Below are 19,031 nucleotides of genomic sequence, written 5' to 3'. Positions count from 1 at the left end.
ATCAGTGGGTCGGCGCGCGGTAGTTATGGCGTTATTTCAACGTTTTAATACTTGCGCGTTCGTGTGTTAGCACGAAGAAGCACTGGAGAGGCCGGCTCAGCGTGAATAATTTTTAGGCGATTTTGCGATTGACTAAAAACTTGGTTCACGTTCCGTTCAGATAACGACAGAATTAAAGGATTAGTTATGACTAATATTCAGCGTTCTCGCCGTCAGGTGCGTCTTTCTCGCGCCCTCGGCATCGCTTTAACCCCAAAGGCTCAGCGTATCTTCGAGAAGCGTCCATATGCTCCAGGTGAGCACGGTCGCACTCGTCGTCGCACCGAGTCCGATTACGCAGTACGTCTTCGCGAGAAGCAGCGTCTTCGCGCTCAGTACGGCATCTCCGAGAAGCAGCTTCGTGCTGCTTACGAGAAGGGTACGCACACTGCAGGCCAGACCGGTGACGCAATGCTCACCGATTTGGAAACTCGTCTTGATGCTTTGGTTTTGCGTGCAGGCTTTGCTCGCACCACCGCCCAGGCTCGTCAGTTTGTTGTGCATCGTCATATTTTGGTTGATGGCAATCTTGTCGATCGCCCATCTTACCGTGTGAAGCCAGGTCAGACCATTCAGGTTCGTGCCAAGAGCCAGACCATGGTTCCATTCCAGATGGCTGCAGAAGGCGTTCATCGCGACGTTTTGCCAGCAGTTCCTGGTTACCTCGATGTGAATCTTGCCTCTTTGAAGGCTACTTTGACTCGTAAGCCGGAAGTCGATCAGATTCCAGTTGAAGTCAACATTCAGTACGTCGTCGAATACTACGCTCGTTAATTCGCCGATTTAATTCTTAAGGACATACCGCTTGACCCCTGTTGCGCATTCGCGTGGCAGGGGTCAATGCGTTTTTGTCGATTTCATCGGTTTGTTTGGTGTTTTCGACAGTTATGTACCGCTTAGTGCAATAATGGAGCTATGTTGCTGCATCTTTATTTAGTGCGTCACGGACAGACGCTATTTAATCGCTATAATCGACTGCAAGGCTGGTCAAATTCTCCGCTTACTGAAAAAGGTTTGAAAGATGCGGATACTGCCGCAAAAAAGCTGCAAAATATTACTTTTGCTGCAGCTTACTGCTCGGATACTACGCGTGCGCAAATCACGGCTCAGTGTATTCTCGACGTAAATGAAGCTGCCGGTAACGCGCGTCCAAAGCTTGTAAGCGATATGCATTTTCGTGAGCAATGCTACGGCTATTTTGAAGGTCAAGATATGCAAATGGCTTGGTGGGCTGCAGGAGCGCCTCACGGAGCGCACACTTATAACGAAATTGTTGAAAAATTTGGGCTTGCAGCCACTCGTGACATGCTTAAAGAAGCGGATCCTTTCCACGATGCCGAGTCAGATATCGAATATTGGACTCGCGTAGAAGAAGGTTTTGCGTTAATCGCTTCAAATTCTTTGCTTAACGATGGAGATAATGTTTTGCAAATTTCGCATGGCAACACTTTGCTAAGTCTTATGCACCGTTTTGCGCCTGCAGGCTACGATTTAAGCGAACGCCCTCAAAACGGAAGCGTAACTAGGCTCGATTTTGACACTACTAAACCTATTGATAACGCTATTACTATTCAAGGCTACAACGAGTAGCTTTTTGCTACAGCTTTCTTAACGTATGCGTCGTTACCGTTCGTTAGTCTTAAGTCATTGCGAATGGTTTTAACTGTAGTCTGATTTGCTGTTGTATTAGCTTTCAGCGCGGTGAAGTCTTAAGCAAAAATGGTACAGAAAGAGGTTACGATGAGCGTTGGAGACATAGCTGCTCTTATTGCCGCGATTGCGTTTACTGTGCTTTCGGGTTTTTTGATTTATCCGCTAATTAGATTGGGCAAGTTGTTCGATCAGATTGCGAAAACTGTCAAAGAGTCGGGTGAGCATGCGATGCCTGCAATTGACGAGTCTGTGACGACGATTAAGCAAGTTAATAAGACTCTTGACGATGTAAACGCTGTTTCAGGAGCTACGCGCACAACTGTTACGAATATTGGTGCTCTTACTGATTTGTATGGTGCTTTCCTTGGAAAACCGCTCGTAAAAATTGCAGCTGCTGGTTACGCTCTAAAAGATACTGTTTCTTCTTTCTTCAATAAGCCGACTGTGCCAACAGACAAGAATAGTGCCAATCGTAACGTTTCAAAAGAATCCTCTGATAAGAATGCAACTAATAATGCAGGCAGGGGAGAGTAATGTTCAAGCGTTTATTTTGGATGTTTATTGGCATTGTAATTGGTGTTCTTACAGTTACGAAGGCTCGTGCATATGTTAAAGCAAAAATGCCGTCTTCTGCTAGTCGTTTTATTTTTGATGAGGAACCGAAAAATATCACATTGCGCACAGTAATGGGATTGTTTAAAGATTTCAATACTAGCCGTAAAGAGCATGAAGCTGAGCTTAATTCTCGTTATGCTAATCGTAGAAATAGGGAATTTTAAATAAAAAACAAGTTTTTCATAATTTCGTTACTTTGCTAAGTTTAGTTAAGTTAAGTATTGAAGTACTATATTGAATGTTTGCATGATTGCGTCGTGCGTCATGCGGCACGATTTCGTGTGGGCGTTGCATGTGGCTTTTGTTTGTGACGGTTATTTGTGACGGTTTGCGTGGGTCTTGCTAAAAATTACACAAGGAGTTCGTACGTATGCGCACAGCAGAAATTGCAAAGCGTTATCTTGACTATTTTGCTAAGAATGGTCATATGGTTGTTCCTTCGGCTTCTCTTATTTCGCCGAACCCAACTACGTTATTTACTATCGCAGGCATGGTGCCGTTTATTCCTTACTTGCTCGGAGAGCAGACGCCTCCTTCGCGTCGTATGGCTTCGAATCAGAAGTGCGTTCGCACTCTAGATATTGACGAAGTTGGTAAGACTACTCGTCACGGCACTTTCTTCCAGATGGTTGGTAACTTCTCGTTTGGCGATTATTTTAAAGAGGAAGCTATTCACTACGCTTGGGAGCTTTTGACAACTCCTCAAGATAAGGGCGGCTACGGTTTTGACCCTGAAAAGCTTTGGGTTACTACTTATACTGACGACGATGAAGCCCGCGCAATTTGGAAGAACGAAGGCTTCGACCCAGAGCATATGCAAGTTTTCGGTATGGAAGATAACTTCTGGACTACCGGCGGTCCTGGTCCTGGCGGTCCATGCTCCGAAATCTACGTGGATCGCGGTCCTAAGTATGGTCGCGATGGAGGTCCGGCTGCTGACGAATCTCGTTTTATTGAGATTTGGGATTTGGTTTTTGAAAACTACCAGGTAGATAACGTCAAGTCTAAAACTGATTTGCATATTGCTGGCGAGCTTGATCAGAAGAATATTGATACCGGCGCTGGTTTGGAGCGTTTGGCTTACCTTATGCAAGGTAAGGAAAATATTTACGAAACTGACGAAGTTTACCCAGTTATTGAAGCTGCGGAAAAGCTTAGTGGCGTAAAGTACGGCGATAATAATGATGCTGACGTGCGTTTCCGCGTTGTAGCAGATCACGTGCGTTCCGCTTTGATGATTATGAGCGATGGCGTGCGCCCAAGTAATGTTGGCCGCGGCTATGTGCTTCGTCGTCTTCTTCGCAGAACTGTTCGCGCAATGCGTATGCTCGGCGTTCAAGATCCAGTTTTGCCAACGCTGTTCCCAGTTTCTAAGGCTGCTATGGAACCAAGCTATCCAGAGCTTAACGATACTTTCCACGAGGTTAGCGAAGCGGCTTACGGTGAAGAGGACGCTTTCCGTCGCACTCTTGAAAAGGGCACAACTATTCTCGACTTGACTGTTGAAAAAGCTAAGAAAGAGCACAAGGATGACCCTATGGTTGGCGGCTCCGACGCGTTTACTTTGCACGATACTTACGGCTTCCCAATTGAGCTTACTCTTGAGATGGCAGCCGAGCAGGGTGTTAAGGTCGACGAAGCTAAGTTCCGCGAGCTTATGAGCGAGCAGAAAGGTCGCGCTCGCGCGGATGCTTTGAAGAAGCGCCACAATGTGGATGTTAGCGTTTATGACGACATTAAGAAGGCTCTCGAAAAGCCAATTGACTTCCTCGGTTACACTGACTTCTCCAGCCGTTCTAACGTTTTGGCAATTGTTGAAGCAGGTAAAGGCTCTGTTAAAAGCGTTACTGCTCCTGCAAACGTTGAGATTATTCTCGACCGCACGCCATTCTACGCTGAGCGCGGCGGCCAGATTGCTGACCAGGGCGAGATTATTTCCGATGACGGCGCGATTTTGGAAGTTGACGATGTTCAGCGACCAATCAAGGATTTGATTGTTCACAGCTGCCGACTTACCGAAGGAACTCTTAGCGTTGGTGCTCCTGTAAACACCAATATTGACCAGGTTCGTAGAGCTGCTTTGGCTCGAAGCCACACTGCTACGCATACCCTTCACAAGGCTTTGCGAGAAGAGCTTGGTCCACAGGCAACTCAGCGCGGTTCCGTGGTTGATCCAGACCGCTTGCGCTTCGACTTCCAGTGGCCAAAGGCTGTTGATAAGGATGCGCTTTCTCGCGTTGAAGCTCGCGTAAACGAGCGTATTCGCGACGATTTGCAGGTTGTTCCTAAGGAAATGCCAATCGACGACGCTTTTAAGCTTGGAGCAATGCACTTGTTCGGCGAAAAGTACGGCGATGTTGTGCGCGTTGTTGAAATCGGCGACGGTTGGAGCCGCGAGCTTTGCGGTGGCACTCACGCTAAGAGCACCGGAAAGATTGGTATGGTTACAATCCTTTCCGAGTCTTCTATTGGCTCTGGTGTGCGCAGAATCGACGCTCTTTGCGGCGAGGCAGCGTACGAGTATGGCGCCCGCGAGCACACTTTGGTTGCGCAATTAGCAGACATGGTTAATGCTCGCCCAGACGAGTTGGTTGAACGTTTGGAATCTTTGCTTAACAAGATGAAGGATTCTGATCGTAAGCTTGCTTCTGTTTACGAAGCTCAATTAAATGAAGCTGTACCAACATTAGTTGATGAAGTAAAGAATAGTAACGAAAAAGTTAAGTTGGCTCTTAAGAATGTTGGCAACTTTGGCTCATTCGATGCTTTGCGCAAGACAGTCCTAGATATTCGTGCTCGTTTAGGTGAAGATGCTCCAGTGGTTGTTGCACTTGCTGGTGTTAATGAAGACGATCGACCAATGATTGCAGTAGCTACAAACGAAGCTGCTCGCGGTCTTGGTGCTAAGGCTGGCGACTTGGTTCGTACTGCTTCCAAGGTGCTTGGTGGCGGCGGTGGCGGCAAGCCAGACTTCGCTCAGGGCGGTGGTACAGATGCTTCTAAGCTTGATGAAGCTCTCGAAGCTGCGAAATCAGAAGTAGCTAAGCTCGCCTAGTGCGTGTTTTACAGCTTAAAAATTTACGAATCTATACCAAAAGCAACACGAAATATGGTGTGGTTAGGTATTGATTTAGGTGACGCAAGGGTCGGACTTGCACTTTCCGACCCTGGTCTCACCTTTGCACATCCTATTGGTAATGTGCAAGTGTTTGGAGATTCCTTCCATGCTATAGATGAAGTGCTTGAAGTTATTGAAGATAACAATGTAGAAAAAGTTGTTATAGGCTTGCCTTTGCAACTTGATGGCACTGAAGGAAAATCTGCTAAAAAAGCTCTGCGCTGGGGGAAGAATCTAATAAAACGCATGCAAATATTGCATGACGAAAAAGATTGGGCGTTGGATTATATGCCAGAAGTAGTTTGGAAAGATGAGCGTTTGACAACAGTAAGTGCTCATCGTCAGCTTTTGCAAGCGGATCTTTCTACTAAAAAGCATCGTCCAATGGTAGATCAGCAGTCGGCAGTGTTGATTTTGCAGTCTGCGCTTGACGCAAATAATGCAGAGTAGTTTTGAAAATCGAATAAAAGCAGAAATAGCGAAGAGGAGAATAGCGTGTCTGACAATTTTGATGAATTTTTTGACAAACATGCAAAGTGGACTGAGCATGATGGCGAGCCGTCGTCAGAATCATCTAATTCTTCTAAATACAAGTCTTCGACTGTTAGCTCCAGAAAACGTGCTAAAGCTCGTCTTGAAGCAAAAAAACGCAGGCGTAGAGCAAAAGTCGTTTTATCTATTCTGCTCGTATTCGTATTAGCTGTTGTTGGATATTTTGGATACAGTGCGGTTCGCGCGTGGAAATTATCTCAAAATAGCGAGTCTGTTGCAGATTGGCCAGGCCCAGGCTTTGGAACGGTTGAGTTTACTATTGACACCGGCGAGGGTGCTATTAGCGTTGCCAACAAATTAGTTAAGGCAAATGTTGTTAAATCTCAATCAGCTTTTACTTCAGCTGTTTCTGCAAATAATAAAATTTTGTATCCTGGCGTTTACTCACTGAAAAAACATATGGCTGCTATTGATGTAGTTGATATTCTTTCAGATCAAACAAAAGCAGGCGGATTCCTTGAAGTTCGTGCAGGGGATCACGCAGCAGACGTTTTGCAAAAAGCTTCAACATTATCTGGAATAAGTTTAGATAAATTCAAGGCTGCGTTAGCTGATGGTGCTGCAGGAATTCTGCCTGCTGAAGCAAACGGTAGTGTTGAAGGCTGGCTAGAGCCTGGAGTTTATAACGTAAAAGCTATGAAAAGTGCGGATGCTATTCTTTCCGCAATGGTAAAAAAGCGTATTGAAAAACTTGATTCTCTTGGAATTCCTAAAGGTAAAGATAGAGAAAAAGCCTTAATTATGGCATCTATTGCCGAAGCTGAAGTGAATAATCGCGAATATTATGGCAAAGTTATTCGCGTAATACTGAACCGTTTGGCAAAAGATATGTCGTTAGGAATGGATTCTACTGTTGGTTACGGCGCGGGAGTAAAACCTATTAAACTCACGCAAGCAATGCTTGACGATGCAAATAATCCGTATAATACACGTATTCATAAGGGTTTGACTCCTACGCCTATTGGCATTGCTGGAGACAACGCTCTTCTTGCTACTATTAAGCCTCAAGACGGTCCGTGGCTTTACTTCGTCACCACGAATTTGAAAACTGGCGAAACGAAGTTTGCGGATAACAAAGACGACTTTTTGAAGTTCCGCGACGAGTACAAGCGTAACAATCCCGAAGGTAACTAAACTGTTAAATAAAAATATAGCTTTTAACCACATAGATGTGTTGAGGTTGTAACAGTTTCGCAAGTTTTCGTAATCTGCTTTAATGAAGCAATTAATTATTACGATACTATCGGTGCTGCCAACGCTCACATGTTTAATTTCAGTTTGCGCAACTGACATAAAAAGTCGCGTAGTGCCAAGACTTTGGGTTGTTATTGCAGGAATTTTTCAATCTTTTGCGAATCTCATATATTCGGTTATTTTGTTTAGAAATATTAGCGTGCTTATTTTCGGCTGGATTTCTTGCGTAATTATTTTTGTAATTTACTGGAGTATGCGAAAAATTTCCGCAAAAAATGCTATTGGCTTCGGAGATGTTACGAGCGCGTCGATGATTGCGCAAGCCTTGGTATTATTCGGCTTTTACTGCTTAATTTACTGGTTCGCTTTAGTTGGAGCAGTTGGCTTACTTTGGCTTTTGCTATGGAAAATTTACTGCAAAATCTGCTCGCCAATCAACGCATCAATACCATTCGTACCAGTAGAAGCAATATCTGCAATACTCGCAGCATTGCTGTCAATAACAACCCAATCAATACTTGGTAGTTAGTAGAGTAGAGTACTTAGACGCGTAAATTGCTTGAGAATGGAGAAATGGCATGCTTAGATGGCAAACGGCAGGGGAGTCGCACGGTGAAGCATTAGTAGCCATGATTGAAGGTTTGCCGGCAGGCGTGCACATTACTAGCAATGATGTAGTTTCGGCACTTGCTCGCCGTCGCCTTGGTTATGGTCGTGGCGCGCGTATGAAGTTTGAGCAAGACAAAGTGCGTCTTTTAACTGGAGTTCGCCACGGAGTAACGCTTGGTTCTCCGATTGCTGTAGAAATCGCGAATACAGAGTGGCCAAAGTGGACCGAAGTAATGAGTGCAGATCCTTTGGATCACGAGGTTGAGCAAGTTGGCAGAAATGCTCCTTTGAGCCGCCCTCGTCCAGGGCATGCGGATTTAACTGGCATGCGCAAGTACGGTTTTAATGATGCTCGCGAAGTTTTAGAGCGTTCGAGCGCTAGGGAAACAGCTTCGCGCGTTGCTTTGGGTGCTATTGCTGATGCGTTTTTACAGCAAGCTTTAGGCGTGCGCACAGTTGCGCATGTTATCGGCATCGGCGGCGAATACACTAACAAAAGTTTAGCTTTACCAACACCAGATGATGTTGCTGCTTTGGATGCTTCTCCAGTTCGCACTCTTGACAAAGATGCGCAAGCGCGAATGATGGCTCGCATCGACGAAGCAAAAGCAAATGCAGATACGCTCGGTGGAGTAGTGGAAGTGCTTGCTTACGGCATGCCTGCAGGAGTTGGCACATACGTTGAGTCGGATCGTCGCTTGGATGCGGCTCTCGCGAGCGCGCTTATGGGAATTCAGGCTATTAAAGGCGTGGAAATTGGTGACGGTTTTGCAGAAGCAGATCGCCCCGGATCGGCCGCGCACGACGAAATGGTAACAGACGAAAATGGGAAAATTAAGCGTCTTACTAATCGAGCTGGAGGAATTGAAGGCGGAATGTCGAACGGCGAAATTATTCGCGTGCGCGCTGCAATGAAGCCAATTCCGTCTATTCCACGCGCTTTGCGCACAGTGGATGTGCTTACTGGCGAAGCTGCTCAAGCTATTAATCAGCGCTCCGATTTCACTGCTGTGCCAGCTGCTTCTGTAGTTGCAGAAGCGATGGTAAGGCTTACTTTAGCTAAGTATGCTTTGGAAAAATTCGGCGGAGATTCTTTGCAAGAAACGCGCCGAAATGTGGAGTCTTACGTAGCTTCCTGGCCGGAGAATATGAAATGAGCAACACTAAACTTCCGCTAGCTGTTATTATTGGCATGCCTGCTGCTGGAAAAACGCGTGTTGGCCGCGAAGTTGCGCATCTTATGAATCTGCCTTTTTATGATACAGATGACATGATCGAGTGCGATATTGATATGTCAATACCGCAATATTTCGAGGAATATGGCCAGGATGCTTTTCGTAAAATAGAAGCTCGCATAGTGCGAGAGGCAATTTTGGGAGATACACCTATAGAAGATTCTACAAAGGGAATAGTTTCGCTTGGTGGCGGTGCGCCTATGCGTGAAGAAACTCAAAAAGTTTTGCGTGAGTATATGCGCTGTGGCGGTCGCGTTGTGTATTTGCAAGTCAATGCTAAAGAGGCTATTGAGCGCGCAAGCTGGAATAATAATCGTCCTATGTTTTCTGGAGAAGATGCGCAAAAGCGTTGGATGGAATTATTTGAGCAGAGAGACCCTGTTTTTAGAGCGGTATCGAATATCCACATGCAAACAAAAGGTTCGACTCCGTATATGGCTGCAGAAAAATTAAGGAGCATGATTATGCAACGTATTGTGCACGTAACAGGTGAAGGAATTGAACCATACGATGTGCGAATTGGTGACGGTGCAATGCAACTTCTGCCGCAAATGCTTGGAACTAAGCCAGTTAAAGTGGCGTTAGTTCACACGCAACCTGTTCAGCGTCATAGCGACAAAGCTCGAACTATTTTGCGCCAATCTGGTTACGAAGTTTTCGACATGTTAATTCCGGATGCAGAAGCTGGAAAAACTATTAAAGTTGCAAGTGGATTGTGGGCTAACCTGGCAGAAGCTGGTTTTACTCGTTCGGATGCAATTGTTGGTTTAGGCGGAGGAGCAGCAACGGATGTCGCTGGATTTGTTGCTGCAACTTGGATGCGTGGAATTCGCTATGTAAACTGCCCTACTTCGCTTCTTGCGATGGTTGACGCGTCTACGGGCGGTAAAACTGGTATTAATACGGATGCTGGAAAGAATCTAGTCGGCAGCTTTTACACTCCAGCTGGCGTTTTAGCAGATACTTCTACGCTTGCAACTCTTCCAAACGATATTCTTATTGAAGGCTTGGGCGAGGTTGCAAAATCTGGTTTTATTCGCGACGGCGAAATTTTGAAGATTCTTAGCGATGCCAATAACGCAAGGCTTTTGCGTGAATTTAATGGGGATGATTTAGAAAATAATAACGAACTTCATGAACTGCTCGTGGAGCTTATTGAACGCACAGTTAAAGTAAAGGCGTATCACGTATCGAGCGATTTAAAAGAGCAGGGTTTGCGCGAGTTTTTGAACTACGGGCATACGCTTGGTCACGCTATTGAGCAGATTGAGCACTTCCGTTGGCGTCATGGAAACGCTGTAGCTGTTGGCATGGTTTTTGCGGCGGAGCTTGCGCAAATTTTAGGATATTTGGATGCGGGAGACGTTGCGTATCATCGTTCGCTTTTGGATTCGCTTGGATTGCCAACTTCGTGGCAGTGTGCCAAAGATGCGGATGCTGCTTTTGAGTGTGTGCTTAACCTTATGCATCGCGACAAGAAAGCGCGCGGCAACATGCTACGTTTCGTAATTTTGGATGGTATTTCTAATCCTATGCATTTAGACAATCCGCCTATTGAAGCTGTTCGTGAAGCTTTTGAGCGCGTTTATAAGCAAAAATAATTAATCTTGCGAGGTAAAAATGGAAAATCAGCATACAAAAAAAGTGCTTGTTGTAAGCGGACCGAATTTAGGTCGTTTAGGCGTGCGTCAGCCGGACGTGTACGGTAGCGAGAACTTTGAAACTTTGCGCGAGAAATGCGAAAAGTGGGGTGCGGAACTTGGGTTTGAAGTAGAAGTGCGCCAAAGTGACGACGAAGCGCAAATGGTTCACTGGATGCACGAAGCTGCCGATACTCATACGCCTGTTGTTATGAATCCTGCCGCTTTTACACACTACAGTTACGCGCTCGCGGACGCTGCTCACATGGTTTTGGATGCTGGAGTTCCGCTCATGGAAGTGCATATTTCTAATCCTGCTGCGCGCGATGCTTTTCGTAAAATTAGTGTAATTAGTCCTGTTGCAACCGGCACTATTACAGGCATGGGATTATACGGCTATAAGCTCGCTTTGGAAGCTGTTGCGCATCTTGTTTGATTTTGTTCGATTTTTTGCGAATCAACACCCAGCGTCGAGGCTCGAAGATACCATGGAGTTCCATGGTTAGAAGACAACATGGTAACTCTCAGGAGCATATTACAAAGCATATTTTTGTCACAGGTGGCGTAGTTTCGTCCCTCGGAAAAGGCCTTACAGCATCATCTTTAGGTCGACTTTTACGCAGTCGCGGATTGCATGTATTACAACAAAAACTTGACCCTTATATCAATGTTGACCCGGGTACAATGAACCCATTCCAGCATGGCGAAGTCTATGTTACGGAAGATGGTGCAGAAACAGATCTCGATATTGGTCATTACGAGCGATTCCTCGATGTTTTCTTAAGCCAGAAAGCGAATGTAACTACAGGTCAGATTTATCAATCTGTGCTTCGTAAGGAGCGCGCTGGCGAATATTTGGGTCAGTGCGTGCAAGTTATTCCGCATATTACTGGCGAGATTAAGTCGCGTATGCGCGCGCAAGCTTCCGACGATGTAGACGTGATTATTACGGAAATCGGCGGCACAGTTGGCGATATTGAATCCCAGCCATTCTTGGAGGCTGCTCGCGAAGTTCGTCGCGATTTAGGTCCTGAAAACTGCATGTTTGTGCACGTTTCTTTGGTACCTTATATTGCTGCAGCGCACGAGTTGAAGACTAAGCCAACTCAGCATTCTGTGATGATGCTGCGTCAGCTTGGTATTTCTCCAGACGCGCTTGTTTTGCGCTCCGATCGTCCGCTTAATCAGGCTATTAAAGACAAGATTTCGCTTATGTGCGATGTCGATGCTGAAGGCGTTGTGAACTGCGTCGACGCTCCAAGCATTTACGATGTGCCGAAGATTTTGTTCAACGAGGGCTTGGACGCTTACGTTGTTCGCGAGCTTGAGCTTCCATTCCACGATGTTGATTGGAACGAGTGGGAAGATTTGCTTGAGCGCGTGCATCATCCAAAGCATGAGCTAAACATTGCAATCGTTGGAAAGTATATTGATTTGCCGGATGCTTACCTTTCTGTTACCGAGGCTATTAAAGCTGGCGGTTTTGCAAACTGGGCTAAGGTGAATGTGCGCTGGGTTGCTGCCGACAAGTGCGAAACTCAAGAAGGTGCAGCTGCGGCTCTTGACCAAATGGACGGCATGGTTATTCCAGGCGGCTTCGGCATTCGCGGTATTGAAGGTAAGATTGGCGCACTTCGTTACGCTCGCGAGCATGGTTTGCCAACGCTTGGTCTTTGCCTTGGCTTGCAATCTATGGTTATTGAGTACGCTCGTCACGTGCTTGGGCTTGAGGATGCTAATTCCACTGAGTTCGAGAAGGATTGTGGCGATCCAGTAATTGCGACTATGGAAGAGCAGAAGGATATCGTGGCTGGTAAGGGAGATATGGGTCACACAATGCGACTTGGCTCTTACCCTGCAATGCTTGAAGAAGGTTCTATTGTTGCTGAGCTTTACGGCACTACGCATGTTACTGAGCGTCATCGTCACCGTTACGAAGTGAACGTGGCATATAAGGATCGTTTGCGCGAAGCTGGCTTGCGTATTAGCGGCCAAAGCCCAGATGGTAATTTGACTGAGTTTGTGGAGCTTCCAAAGGAAGCTCACCCATTCTACGTAGCAACTCAAGCTCATCCAGAGTTTAAGTCTCGTCCAACTAAGCCTCATCCACTGTTTGCTGGATTGGTTGCGGCAGCACTGGAACATCAGGAAGCTGCTGCTAGTAGTAAGGCTGATAAGTAAGGCTTAAGTAAGAATTAAGTAAATAGAAATAAGCGGTAAGACTGGGTTTTCCTAAGTTTTGCCGCTTTTTCATTCGCAACCGATCTTTTCTTTACACGCGCGTAAAGTTTCTGCCGTTTTTGTTTTATTAGATTGTGATAAACATTACGTTTTGCGCGTAACACGGCTATACCAAGAAATCGCATTACGAGGTAACCTTAGATAGGTGATAATTGAGTGGGGAGAGTGCAAAAGTAGCGCTTGGGGAGCAGCTTTTGCCAATTGATACGTACCGCGCGCAGGTGTGCGTTAAGTATGGAGGTGTTACAGGCTTTATGAGCGATACTGGCAATATGAATGATACTGGCGTTACTGGCGATACAAGCGTTGCAGCAAGCGATGGTAATCTAGCAAAAAATAAAGCTGCAGACGTTGAAATGAGCCAGTATGTGGCAGATCGCGCTCGCGTAAACGAAGAGAAAATCCGCCAAGATGAGCAAATTGTTGCTGAATTTGGTGATTACAATTACGGCTGGCACGATTCGGACGCTGCAGGCGAGGCTGCAAAAAAGGGTATTGACGAGTCGGTTGTTCGCGCAATTTCTGCCGATAAAAACGAGCCGGAGTGGATGCTAGATCTTCGCTTGCAAGGCTACCGCGCGTTTTTGCAAAAGCCAATGCCGGATTGGGGCGTGGATTTAAGCGGTTTTGACGCTGACGATTTTAAATACTACGTGCGCCCGGTTCACGATCAAGCAAAAACTTGGGACGATTTGCCGGAAGATATTCGCAAAACTTACGATCGCTTAGGCATTCCGGAAGCGGAGAAAAAGCGCTTAGTTTCAGGCGTTGCAGCACAGTACGAGTCGGAAGTTATTTACAATTCGATTCGCGAAGACTTGGCAGCTCAAGGCGTGATTTTTGTTGACACGGATACGGCAGTGCAAAAGTATCCGGAGCTTGTAAAAAAGTATTTCGCAACCGTGATCCCTGTTGACGACAACAAGTTTGCGGCTCTTAACACCGCGGCTTGGAGTGGCGGCTCGTTCGTGTATGTTCCAAAAGGCGTGCACGTGGATATTCCGCTTCAAGCTTACTTTAGAATTAATACGCCGAACATGGGTCAGTTTGAGCGAACGCTTATTATTGCGGACGAAGGCTCTTATGTGCATTACGTTGAAGGTTGCACGGCTCCAATTTATTCCACGGATTCGCTTCACGCTGCAAACGTTGAAATTGTTGTGGAAAAGCATGCGCGTGTGCGTTACACAACAGTGCAAAACTGGTCAAATAACGTGTATAACTTGGTAACTCAGCGAGCTTACGTGCGCGAGGGCGGCACAATGGAGTGGGTTGACGGAAACATCGGCTCCAAAGCTACTATGAAGTATCCTGCTTGTATTCTTGCCGAGCCTTACGCAAAAGCGGAGACTATGTCTTTGAGTTTTGCTGGCCGCGGACAATATCAAGATACTGGTGCGAAGATGATTCATTTAGCTCCTCACACGAGTTCTACGATTGTTGCTAAGTCGATTTCGCGCGGCGGCGGACGTTCAGCTTACCGCGGTCTTGTGAAGATTATTAAGGGTGCGAAGGGCTCTAGTTCGTCTGTTGTGTGCGATGCTTTGCTTGTTGACGATTTTTCCAGGTCCGATACTTATCCGCATGTTGACGTGCGCGAAGATGACGTTTCGATGGCTCACGAGGCCACTGTTTCCAAGGTTTCGGAGGATCAGCTTTTCTATTTGATGAGTCGAGGGCTTGAAGAAAAAGAGGCTATGGGCATGATTGTTCGCGGCTTCGTGGAGCCGATTAGCCGCGAGCTGCCAATGGAGTACGCGCTTGAGTTGAATCGCTTAGTTGAGTTGCAAATGGAAGGATCCGTGGGCTGATGAGCGAAGATTTAAAAGAGAATTTAGGCAATAAAATGACGGAAAAAGAAATTACTATTCCTATAGCAGACCCTAATGATCCGTATGCGGTTCCTGCAGCAATGCCTTCTAGCGCAGATAAATCCGTGCGCTCGTTTAATGTGGAAGATTTTGCGATTCCAACTAGAAAGCAGGAAGATTGGCGATATACTCCAGTTGAGCGAATTTCCGAGTTTTTCGAGCGTTTTGAACCATCTAATAGTATTCAAGTAACTCTTGAAGGTGTTGGTGGAGCTGCATTGGATGATTCTTACGTTGGTAGCGACGGTTCCGTAAGTTTGCAAGTAAAGCCGAAAAACGAGGCTCCTCATACCGATATGAAGCCGTCTGATCGCGTAGCTGCAGTCGCGTGGAATACAGCGAAATCTGCATACGTGCTTCACGTATCTGGCGAAATCAAAAAGCCAATCGTACTGAAAATTCAGGGTGATAATGTTAATACGCTTGACGCATTGCACTTAGTAATCGAAGCGGATTCTCGCTCGAATGCTGACATTATTATCGAACATACCGGCTGCGCAAAACTTGCTGAAGGTGTGGAAATCATCCTCGGAAAGCACGCGCACGTTTCTACTACCTTTATTCAAGAGTGGGATTCGGGCAGTAAACACGTTGGAAATCAGCGTATTCACGTTGGTGAGGGAGCTTCGCTTCGCCACACGATGGTCACTCTTGGCGGAGATGTTGTGCGCATTCGCATGGATCAGGATTTTGGCGGCGAACAGGGTGATTTGAACATGCTCGGCATGTATTTTGTGGATCCAGGCGAGCATGTTGAGCACCGCACAATGGTTGTGCACAATTATCCGGAATGCAAGTCCAGAGTAGTGTACAAGGGTGCCTTGGAAGGGAAGGGAGCGCATTCAACTTGGGTTGGAAACGCGCTTATTAAGCCGGAAGCTCCTGGCACAGATTCGTACGAGTTGAACCGTAATTTGGTGCTCACTCCTGGCGCAATCGCCGATTCTGAGCCAAATTTGGAAATTGAAAACGGCAATATTATTGGCGCGGGTCATGCAAGTTCAGTTGGACGATTTGACGACGAAGAGCTTTTCTACCTGCAGTCTCGCGGAGTTAGTGAGGTTGAAGCCAGAAAGCTTGTTGTGCGTGGATTCTTTAACGAGCTTATTGAAGAAATTGGCGTTCCGGAAATTGTTGATCACTTAATGAAGGCGATTGAGCGCCGTCTTGCAAGAACGGAAGAATAGGAGAAAAACATGTCAACTTTGGAAATTAAGGATTTGTACGCTTCTGTAGAAACAAAAGAAGGTCGCAAGCAAATCTTAAAAGGCGTAAATCTTACAGTTAATTCTGGCGAAACTCACGCAATTATGGGTCCTAACGGATCTGGAAAGTCTACTCTTGCTTACACTTTGGCAGGTCACCCGAAGTATGAAGTCGATTCCGGCCAGGTGCTTTTAGACGGCGAAGATATTTTGAAAATGACTCCTGACGAGCGCGCGAAAGCGGGATTGTTCCTCGCAATGCAATACCCAGTAGAAGTACCGGGCGTGTCTATGACGAACTTCCTTCGCACTGCAAAAACAGAAGTCGAAGGCAAAGCTCCATCTTTAAGAAGCTGGGTGAAAGAACTTAGCGAGGCTATGAAAAAGCTTCGAATGGATCCAAAATTTGCGTCTCGTTCCGTAAACGAAGGCTTCTCTGGCGGCGAAAAGAAGCGCGCGGAAGTTTTGCAACTAGAGCTTTTGAAGCCAAAGTTTGCAATTTTGGACGAAACTGATTCTGGCTTGGATGTTGACGCTCTTCGAATCGTGTCGGAAGGCGTGAATCGCGCCAAAGAGAACACCGGTTTGGGCATTATGATGGTTACACATTACACGCGAATCCTCAAGTATATTAAGCCGGATATTGTGCACGTTTTTGCGCAAGGTCACTTTGTAAAGACGGCAGGACCGGAGCTTGCGGACGAGCTGGAAGAAGAAGGCTACGACAAGTATTTGCCGGAAGGTGCAACAGAGTCGGCGCTGGCTTAAGCGCGGTTCATAAAATAATAGTTTTAACTAACGGCTTAGAATATGACTACAGTGACTGAAGAAAATATTATGCGAGAATTTAGCGATTTGCGCTCGCAGTTTCCGATTTTAAGTCGCACAGTTCATGGCACTTCGCTTCACGATACTGTGCACGGAAAACCCTTGATTTACTTGGATTCTGCAGCTACTTCGCAAAAGCCGCAAGTTGTAATCGATGCCGAAAAAGAGTTTTACGAAACAATTAACGCTGGTGTGCACAGGGGAGCGCATGAGTTGGCGGCGCTTTCCACGGTTGCGTTCGAAGAAGCGCGTGCGAAAGTTGCGCGTCTCGTTGGAGCTTGCGCGGACGCTGGCAGCGAGGAAATTATTGTTACTCCGGGCGCGACCGGCGCGCTTAATCTTCTCGCAACTGCTATTGGTAACGCTAGTGCGAAGGCGAGAATTTGCAAAAAAGACAGCGATGATTCTGCTGATTTCCGCCAAAATTTTGTGCTTCGAGAAGGCGATGTAATAGTCGTATCTCGCGCAGATCATCACTCTGTTTTGCTACCATTTCAAGAGCTGGCTCTTCGCACTGGAGCGGAGCTTCGTTGGATTGACGTAACAGAGGACGGCCGCGTGCGCACGGACGCGGATTATTTGCGAACAATTATTGACGAGCGCACGAAAATCGTTGCAGTTACGCATATTAGCAACGTTACTGGCGCGATTACGGATGTTTCGTCGATTTGCAAGCGCGCTCACGAAGTTGGTGCGATTTTTGTGCTCGACGCATGCCAGTCAGTGCCTCATATTCCGGTTGATTTTCACGCTTTAAACGTTGATTTTGCGGCATTTAGTGCGCATAAAATGTATGGACCTACGGGAGTTGGATTCTTGTATGGTCGCCGCGAGCTTTTGAACGCGCTTCCACCTGCCAATTTTGGCGGCTCAATGGTAGAGCTTGCGTGGCTTAACAAGCCGGCGCAATACATGGATGCGCCTTACCGTTTTGAGGCTGGAACTCAGCCGGTTGCGCAAATGGTTGCGGCTGGCGTTGCAGCGGATTGGTTGCGCGCGGTGGGCATGAATAAAGTTGCAGAGCATGAGCGGGAAATTGCTGCAGAATTGCTAAAATTGCAAGACGTTCCGAGAGTTCGCGTTTTGGGTCCAACTGATTTGAGTCAGCGAATTGGCACAGTTGCTTTTGAAGTTGAAGGTGTGCATCCGCACGATGTTGGACAGTTTTTGGACGCGCAGGGCATTGCGATTCGCGTCGGACACCATTGTGCTCAGCCGATTCACCGTCATTTTGGCGTGTATGCTTCGAATCGCGCTTCTGTTGGCGTTTACAACACAGTTGACGAGGCTCGCGCGTTTGTTGAAGCAGTCTCACACGTTTGCGCCTACTTTGGCGCATAATATTGTTAGCAAGCAAGTTGGATAGTTAGCAAGTTAGTTAAGAAGGTTAGCAGTTAGCGAGCATTGATTATCCAATAACCTTATGCCTTGTTTCTTTTAATATGCCTTTTTTAAAGTCAGACCACGAACCGAAAAATTTTTCGTCTGTCTTTGTTATGCGTTTATTTTCGTATTTGAGTTTTGTAAGTTCTATCATACAAATGTAATCTGCTATTTGTGCTAGCCGATACTGTGATTGTTTTGCGTATCTGTATATGGTTGCATTTTTTGACAAACTATATTCCATTGCTTTGTGTATTGCATTAACTATTGATTGTTGACCATTGTCATAGTATATTTTTACTTTTTCATATTGTTGCATATATGCCATATTGTCGAATAAAAAATTAATTAAATCTTTGCGCATTGCAGCAGACAATTGACTTGTTGATTCGTATTTTCTGTTTGTGTATACAAAAGTATGGTAACAAATATCAACATGTCTGAAGAATGTTCTAAACGACTGCAATAATTTTTTTCTTATAACCATATCCAAACATTTATAATTATCTTTTTTGTTCATAAGAGGTGAAGCATGAAAGGGTATATTAGGAAGGTGTTTTTGCTTAAGTGAGTTTTCGTAAAGTTTTATCGAATAATCTAAATTATTTGATTGGTCATGAAGTACGATAGTTAGTATGTAATAATAGTCCGATAAGTTATCGCTGCCTGATTCATCTATGAATATGCTAAGTTCTCTCATGCTTTCCCCAACTTTTTGACTTATAACCCAACTACACTGATAAGTAAGTAAAATAAAAGCCGGGGAAAACGTCCCCGGCACTTGGAAGCCTTTACAAAAGACCTCTTACAATTGTATCACATATACGACACTATTAAATACTTATTTT

17 protein-coding genes are annotated in these 19,031 nt (G+C 45.9%); 16 read left to right on the top strand and 1 reads right to left on the bottom strand.

The window, feature by feature from the left end; translation table 11 throughout:
- Nucleotides 1-186 precede the first annotated feature (186 nt).
- The 16 genes from rpsD (at nucleotide 187) to P0108_RS00510 (ending at nucleotide 18,141) form a co-directional block, all read left to right on the top strand.
- Nucleotides 187-813: a 30S ribosomal protein S4 gene (gene rpsD / locus P0108_RS00585; RefSeq protein WP_004105277.1), complete on the top strand. Its 627-nt coding sequence runs from the start codon at nucleotides 187-189 to the stop codon at nucleotides 811-813.
- A gap of 141 nt (nucleotides 814-954) precedes the next feature.
- On the top strand, nucleotides 955-1,629 hold the full coding sequence (locus P0108_RS00580; protein ID WP_076002649.1) for a histidine phosphatase family protein: 675 nt from the start codon (nucleotides 955-957) through the stop codon (nucleotides 1,627-1,629).
- 150 nt (nucleotides 1,630-1,779) lie between these two features.
- On the top strand, nucleotides 1,780-2,226 hold the full coding sequence (locus tag P0108_RS00575; RefSeq protein ID WP_116431895.1) for a DUF948 domain-containing protein: 447 nt from the start codon (nucleotides 1,780-1,782) through the stop codon (nucleotides 2,224-2,226).
- The gene (locus tag P0108_RS00570) at nucleotides 2,226-2,471 is read left to right on the top strand and encodes a hypothetical protein (protein WP_116431894.1); all 246 of its coding nucleotides are present in this window, start codon (nucleotides 2,226-2,228) and stop codon (nucleotides 2,469-2,471) included. Before P0108_RS00575 ends, P0108_RS00570 begins: the two co-directional genes overlap by 1 nt.
- A gap of 206 nt (nucleotides 2,472-2,677) precedes the next feature.
- Entirely contained in the window at nucleotides 2,678-5,362 is a 2,685-nt protein-coding gene (alaS, locus tag P0108_RS00565) for an alanine--tRNA ligase (protein WP_473730671.1), read from the top strand.
- Between the two features lie 54 nt (nucleotides 5,363-5,416).
- On the top strand, nucleotides 5,417-5,875 hold the full coding sequence (ruvX, locus tag P0108_RS00560; protein WP_004110340.1) for a Holliday junction resolvase RuvX: 459 nt from the start codon (nucleotides 5,417-5,419) through the stop codon (nucleotides 5,873-5,875).
- A 45-nt stretch (nucleotides 5,876-5,920) separates the two neighbouring features.
- Nucleotides 5,921-7,111 carry an endolytic transglycosylase MltG gene (mltG, locus tag P0108_RS00555; RefSeq protein ID WP_012913894.1) on the top strand — a complete coding sequence of 397 codons (1,191 nt, stop codon included), beginning with the start codon at nucleotides 5,921-5,923 and terminating at the stop codon, nucleotides 7,109-7,111.
- Nucleotides 7,112-7,283: 172 nt separating this feature from the next.
- Complete coding sequence (locus tag P0108_RS00550; RefSeq protein WP_012913895.1) at nucleotides 7,284-7,700, top strand: hypothetical protein; 417 nt, start codon at nucleotides 7,284-7,286, stop codon at nucleotides 7,698-7,700.
- 49 nt (nucleotides 7,701-7,749) lie between these two features.
- Nucleotides 7,750-8,937 (top strand): chorismate synthase, encoded by a 1,188-nt coding sequence (aroC, locus tag P0108_RS00545; protein ID WP_248893142.1) that lies wholly within the window; start codon nucleotides 7,750-7,752, stop codon nucleotides 8,935-8,937.
- Nucleotides 8,934-10,616, top strand: coding sequence for a bifunctional shikimate kinase/3-dehydroquinate synthase (locus P0108_RS00540; protein WP_004110702.1), 1,683 nt, complete (start codon nucleotides 8,934-8,936; stop codon nucleotides 10,614-10,616). The genes aroC and P0108_RS00540 overlap by 4 nt, the downstream gene beginning before the upstream one ends.
- 19 nt (nucleotides 10,617-10,635) lie before the next feature.
- On the top strand, nucleotides 10,636-11,091 hold the full coding sequence (locus P0108_RS00535) for a type II 3-dehydroquinate dehydratase (RefSeq protein WP_004110700.1): 456 nt from the start codon (nucleotides 10,636-10,638) through the stop codon (nucleotides 11,089-11,091).
- A 62-nt stretch (nucleotides 11,092-11,153) separates the two neighbouring features.
- Nucleotides 11,154-12,836, top strand: a complete 1,683-nt coding sequence (locus P0108_RS00530; protein WP_012913898.1) for a CTP synthase — start codon at nucleotides 11,154-11,156, stop codon at nucleotides 12,834-12,836.
- A gap of 416 nt (nucleotides 12,837-13,252) precedes the next feature.
- Nucleotides 13,253-14,707, top strand: a complete 1,455-nt coding sequence (gene sufB, locus P0108_RS00525; RefSeq protein ID WP_180955176.1) for a Fe-S cluster assembly protein SufB — start codon at nucleotides 13,253-13,255, stop codon at nucleotides 14,705-14,707.
- Nucleotides 14,707-15,954, top strand: coding sequence for a Fe-S cluster assembly protein SufD (gene sufD, locus P0108_RS00520; RefSeq protein ID WP_064621560.1), 1,248 nt, complete (start codon nucleotides 14,707-14,709; stop codon nucleotides 15,952-15,954). Before sufB ends, sufD begins: the two co-directional genes overlap by 1 nt.
- A gap of 9 nt (nucleotides 15,955-15,963) precedes the next feature.
- Complete coding sequence (gene sufC / locus P0108_RS00515; RefSeq protein ID WP_004110671.1) at nucleotides 15,964-16,740, top strand: Fe-S cluster assembly ATPase SufC; 777 nt, start codon at nucleotides 15,964-15,966, stop codon at nucleotides 16,738-16,740.
- Between the two features lie 69 nt (nucleotides 16,741-16,809).
- Entirely contained in the window at nucleotides 16,810-18,141 is a 1,332-nt protein-coding gene (locus P0108_RS00510) for a SufS family cysteine desulfurase (protein WP_064621563.1), read from the top strand.
- A 67-nt stretch (nucleotides 18,142-18,208) separates the two neighbouring features.
- Here P0108_RS00510 and P0108_RS00505 read toward each other — a convergent pair whose 3' ends face one another.
- Nucleotides 18,209-18,883 (bottom strand): DUF3800 domain-containing protein, encoded by a 675-nt coding sequence (locus P0108_RS00505; RefSeq protein ID WP_064621561.1) that lies wholly within the window; start codon nucleotides 18,881-18,883, stop codon nucleotides 18,209-18,211.
- Between the last annotated feature and the right edge of the window lie 148 nt (nucleotides 18,884-19,031).

This window comes from Gardnerella sp. c10Ua_244 (genome assembly GCF_055818055.1).
The sequence above is the reverse complement of the archived record's forward strand: the minus strand, read 5'-3'. Positions and strand labels throughout refer to the sequence as shown.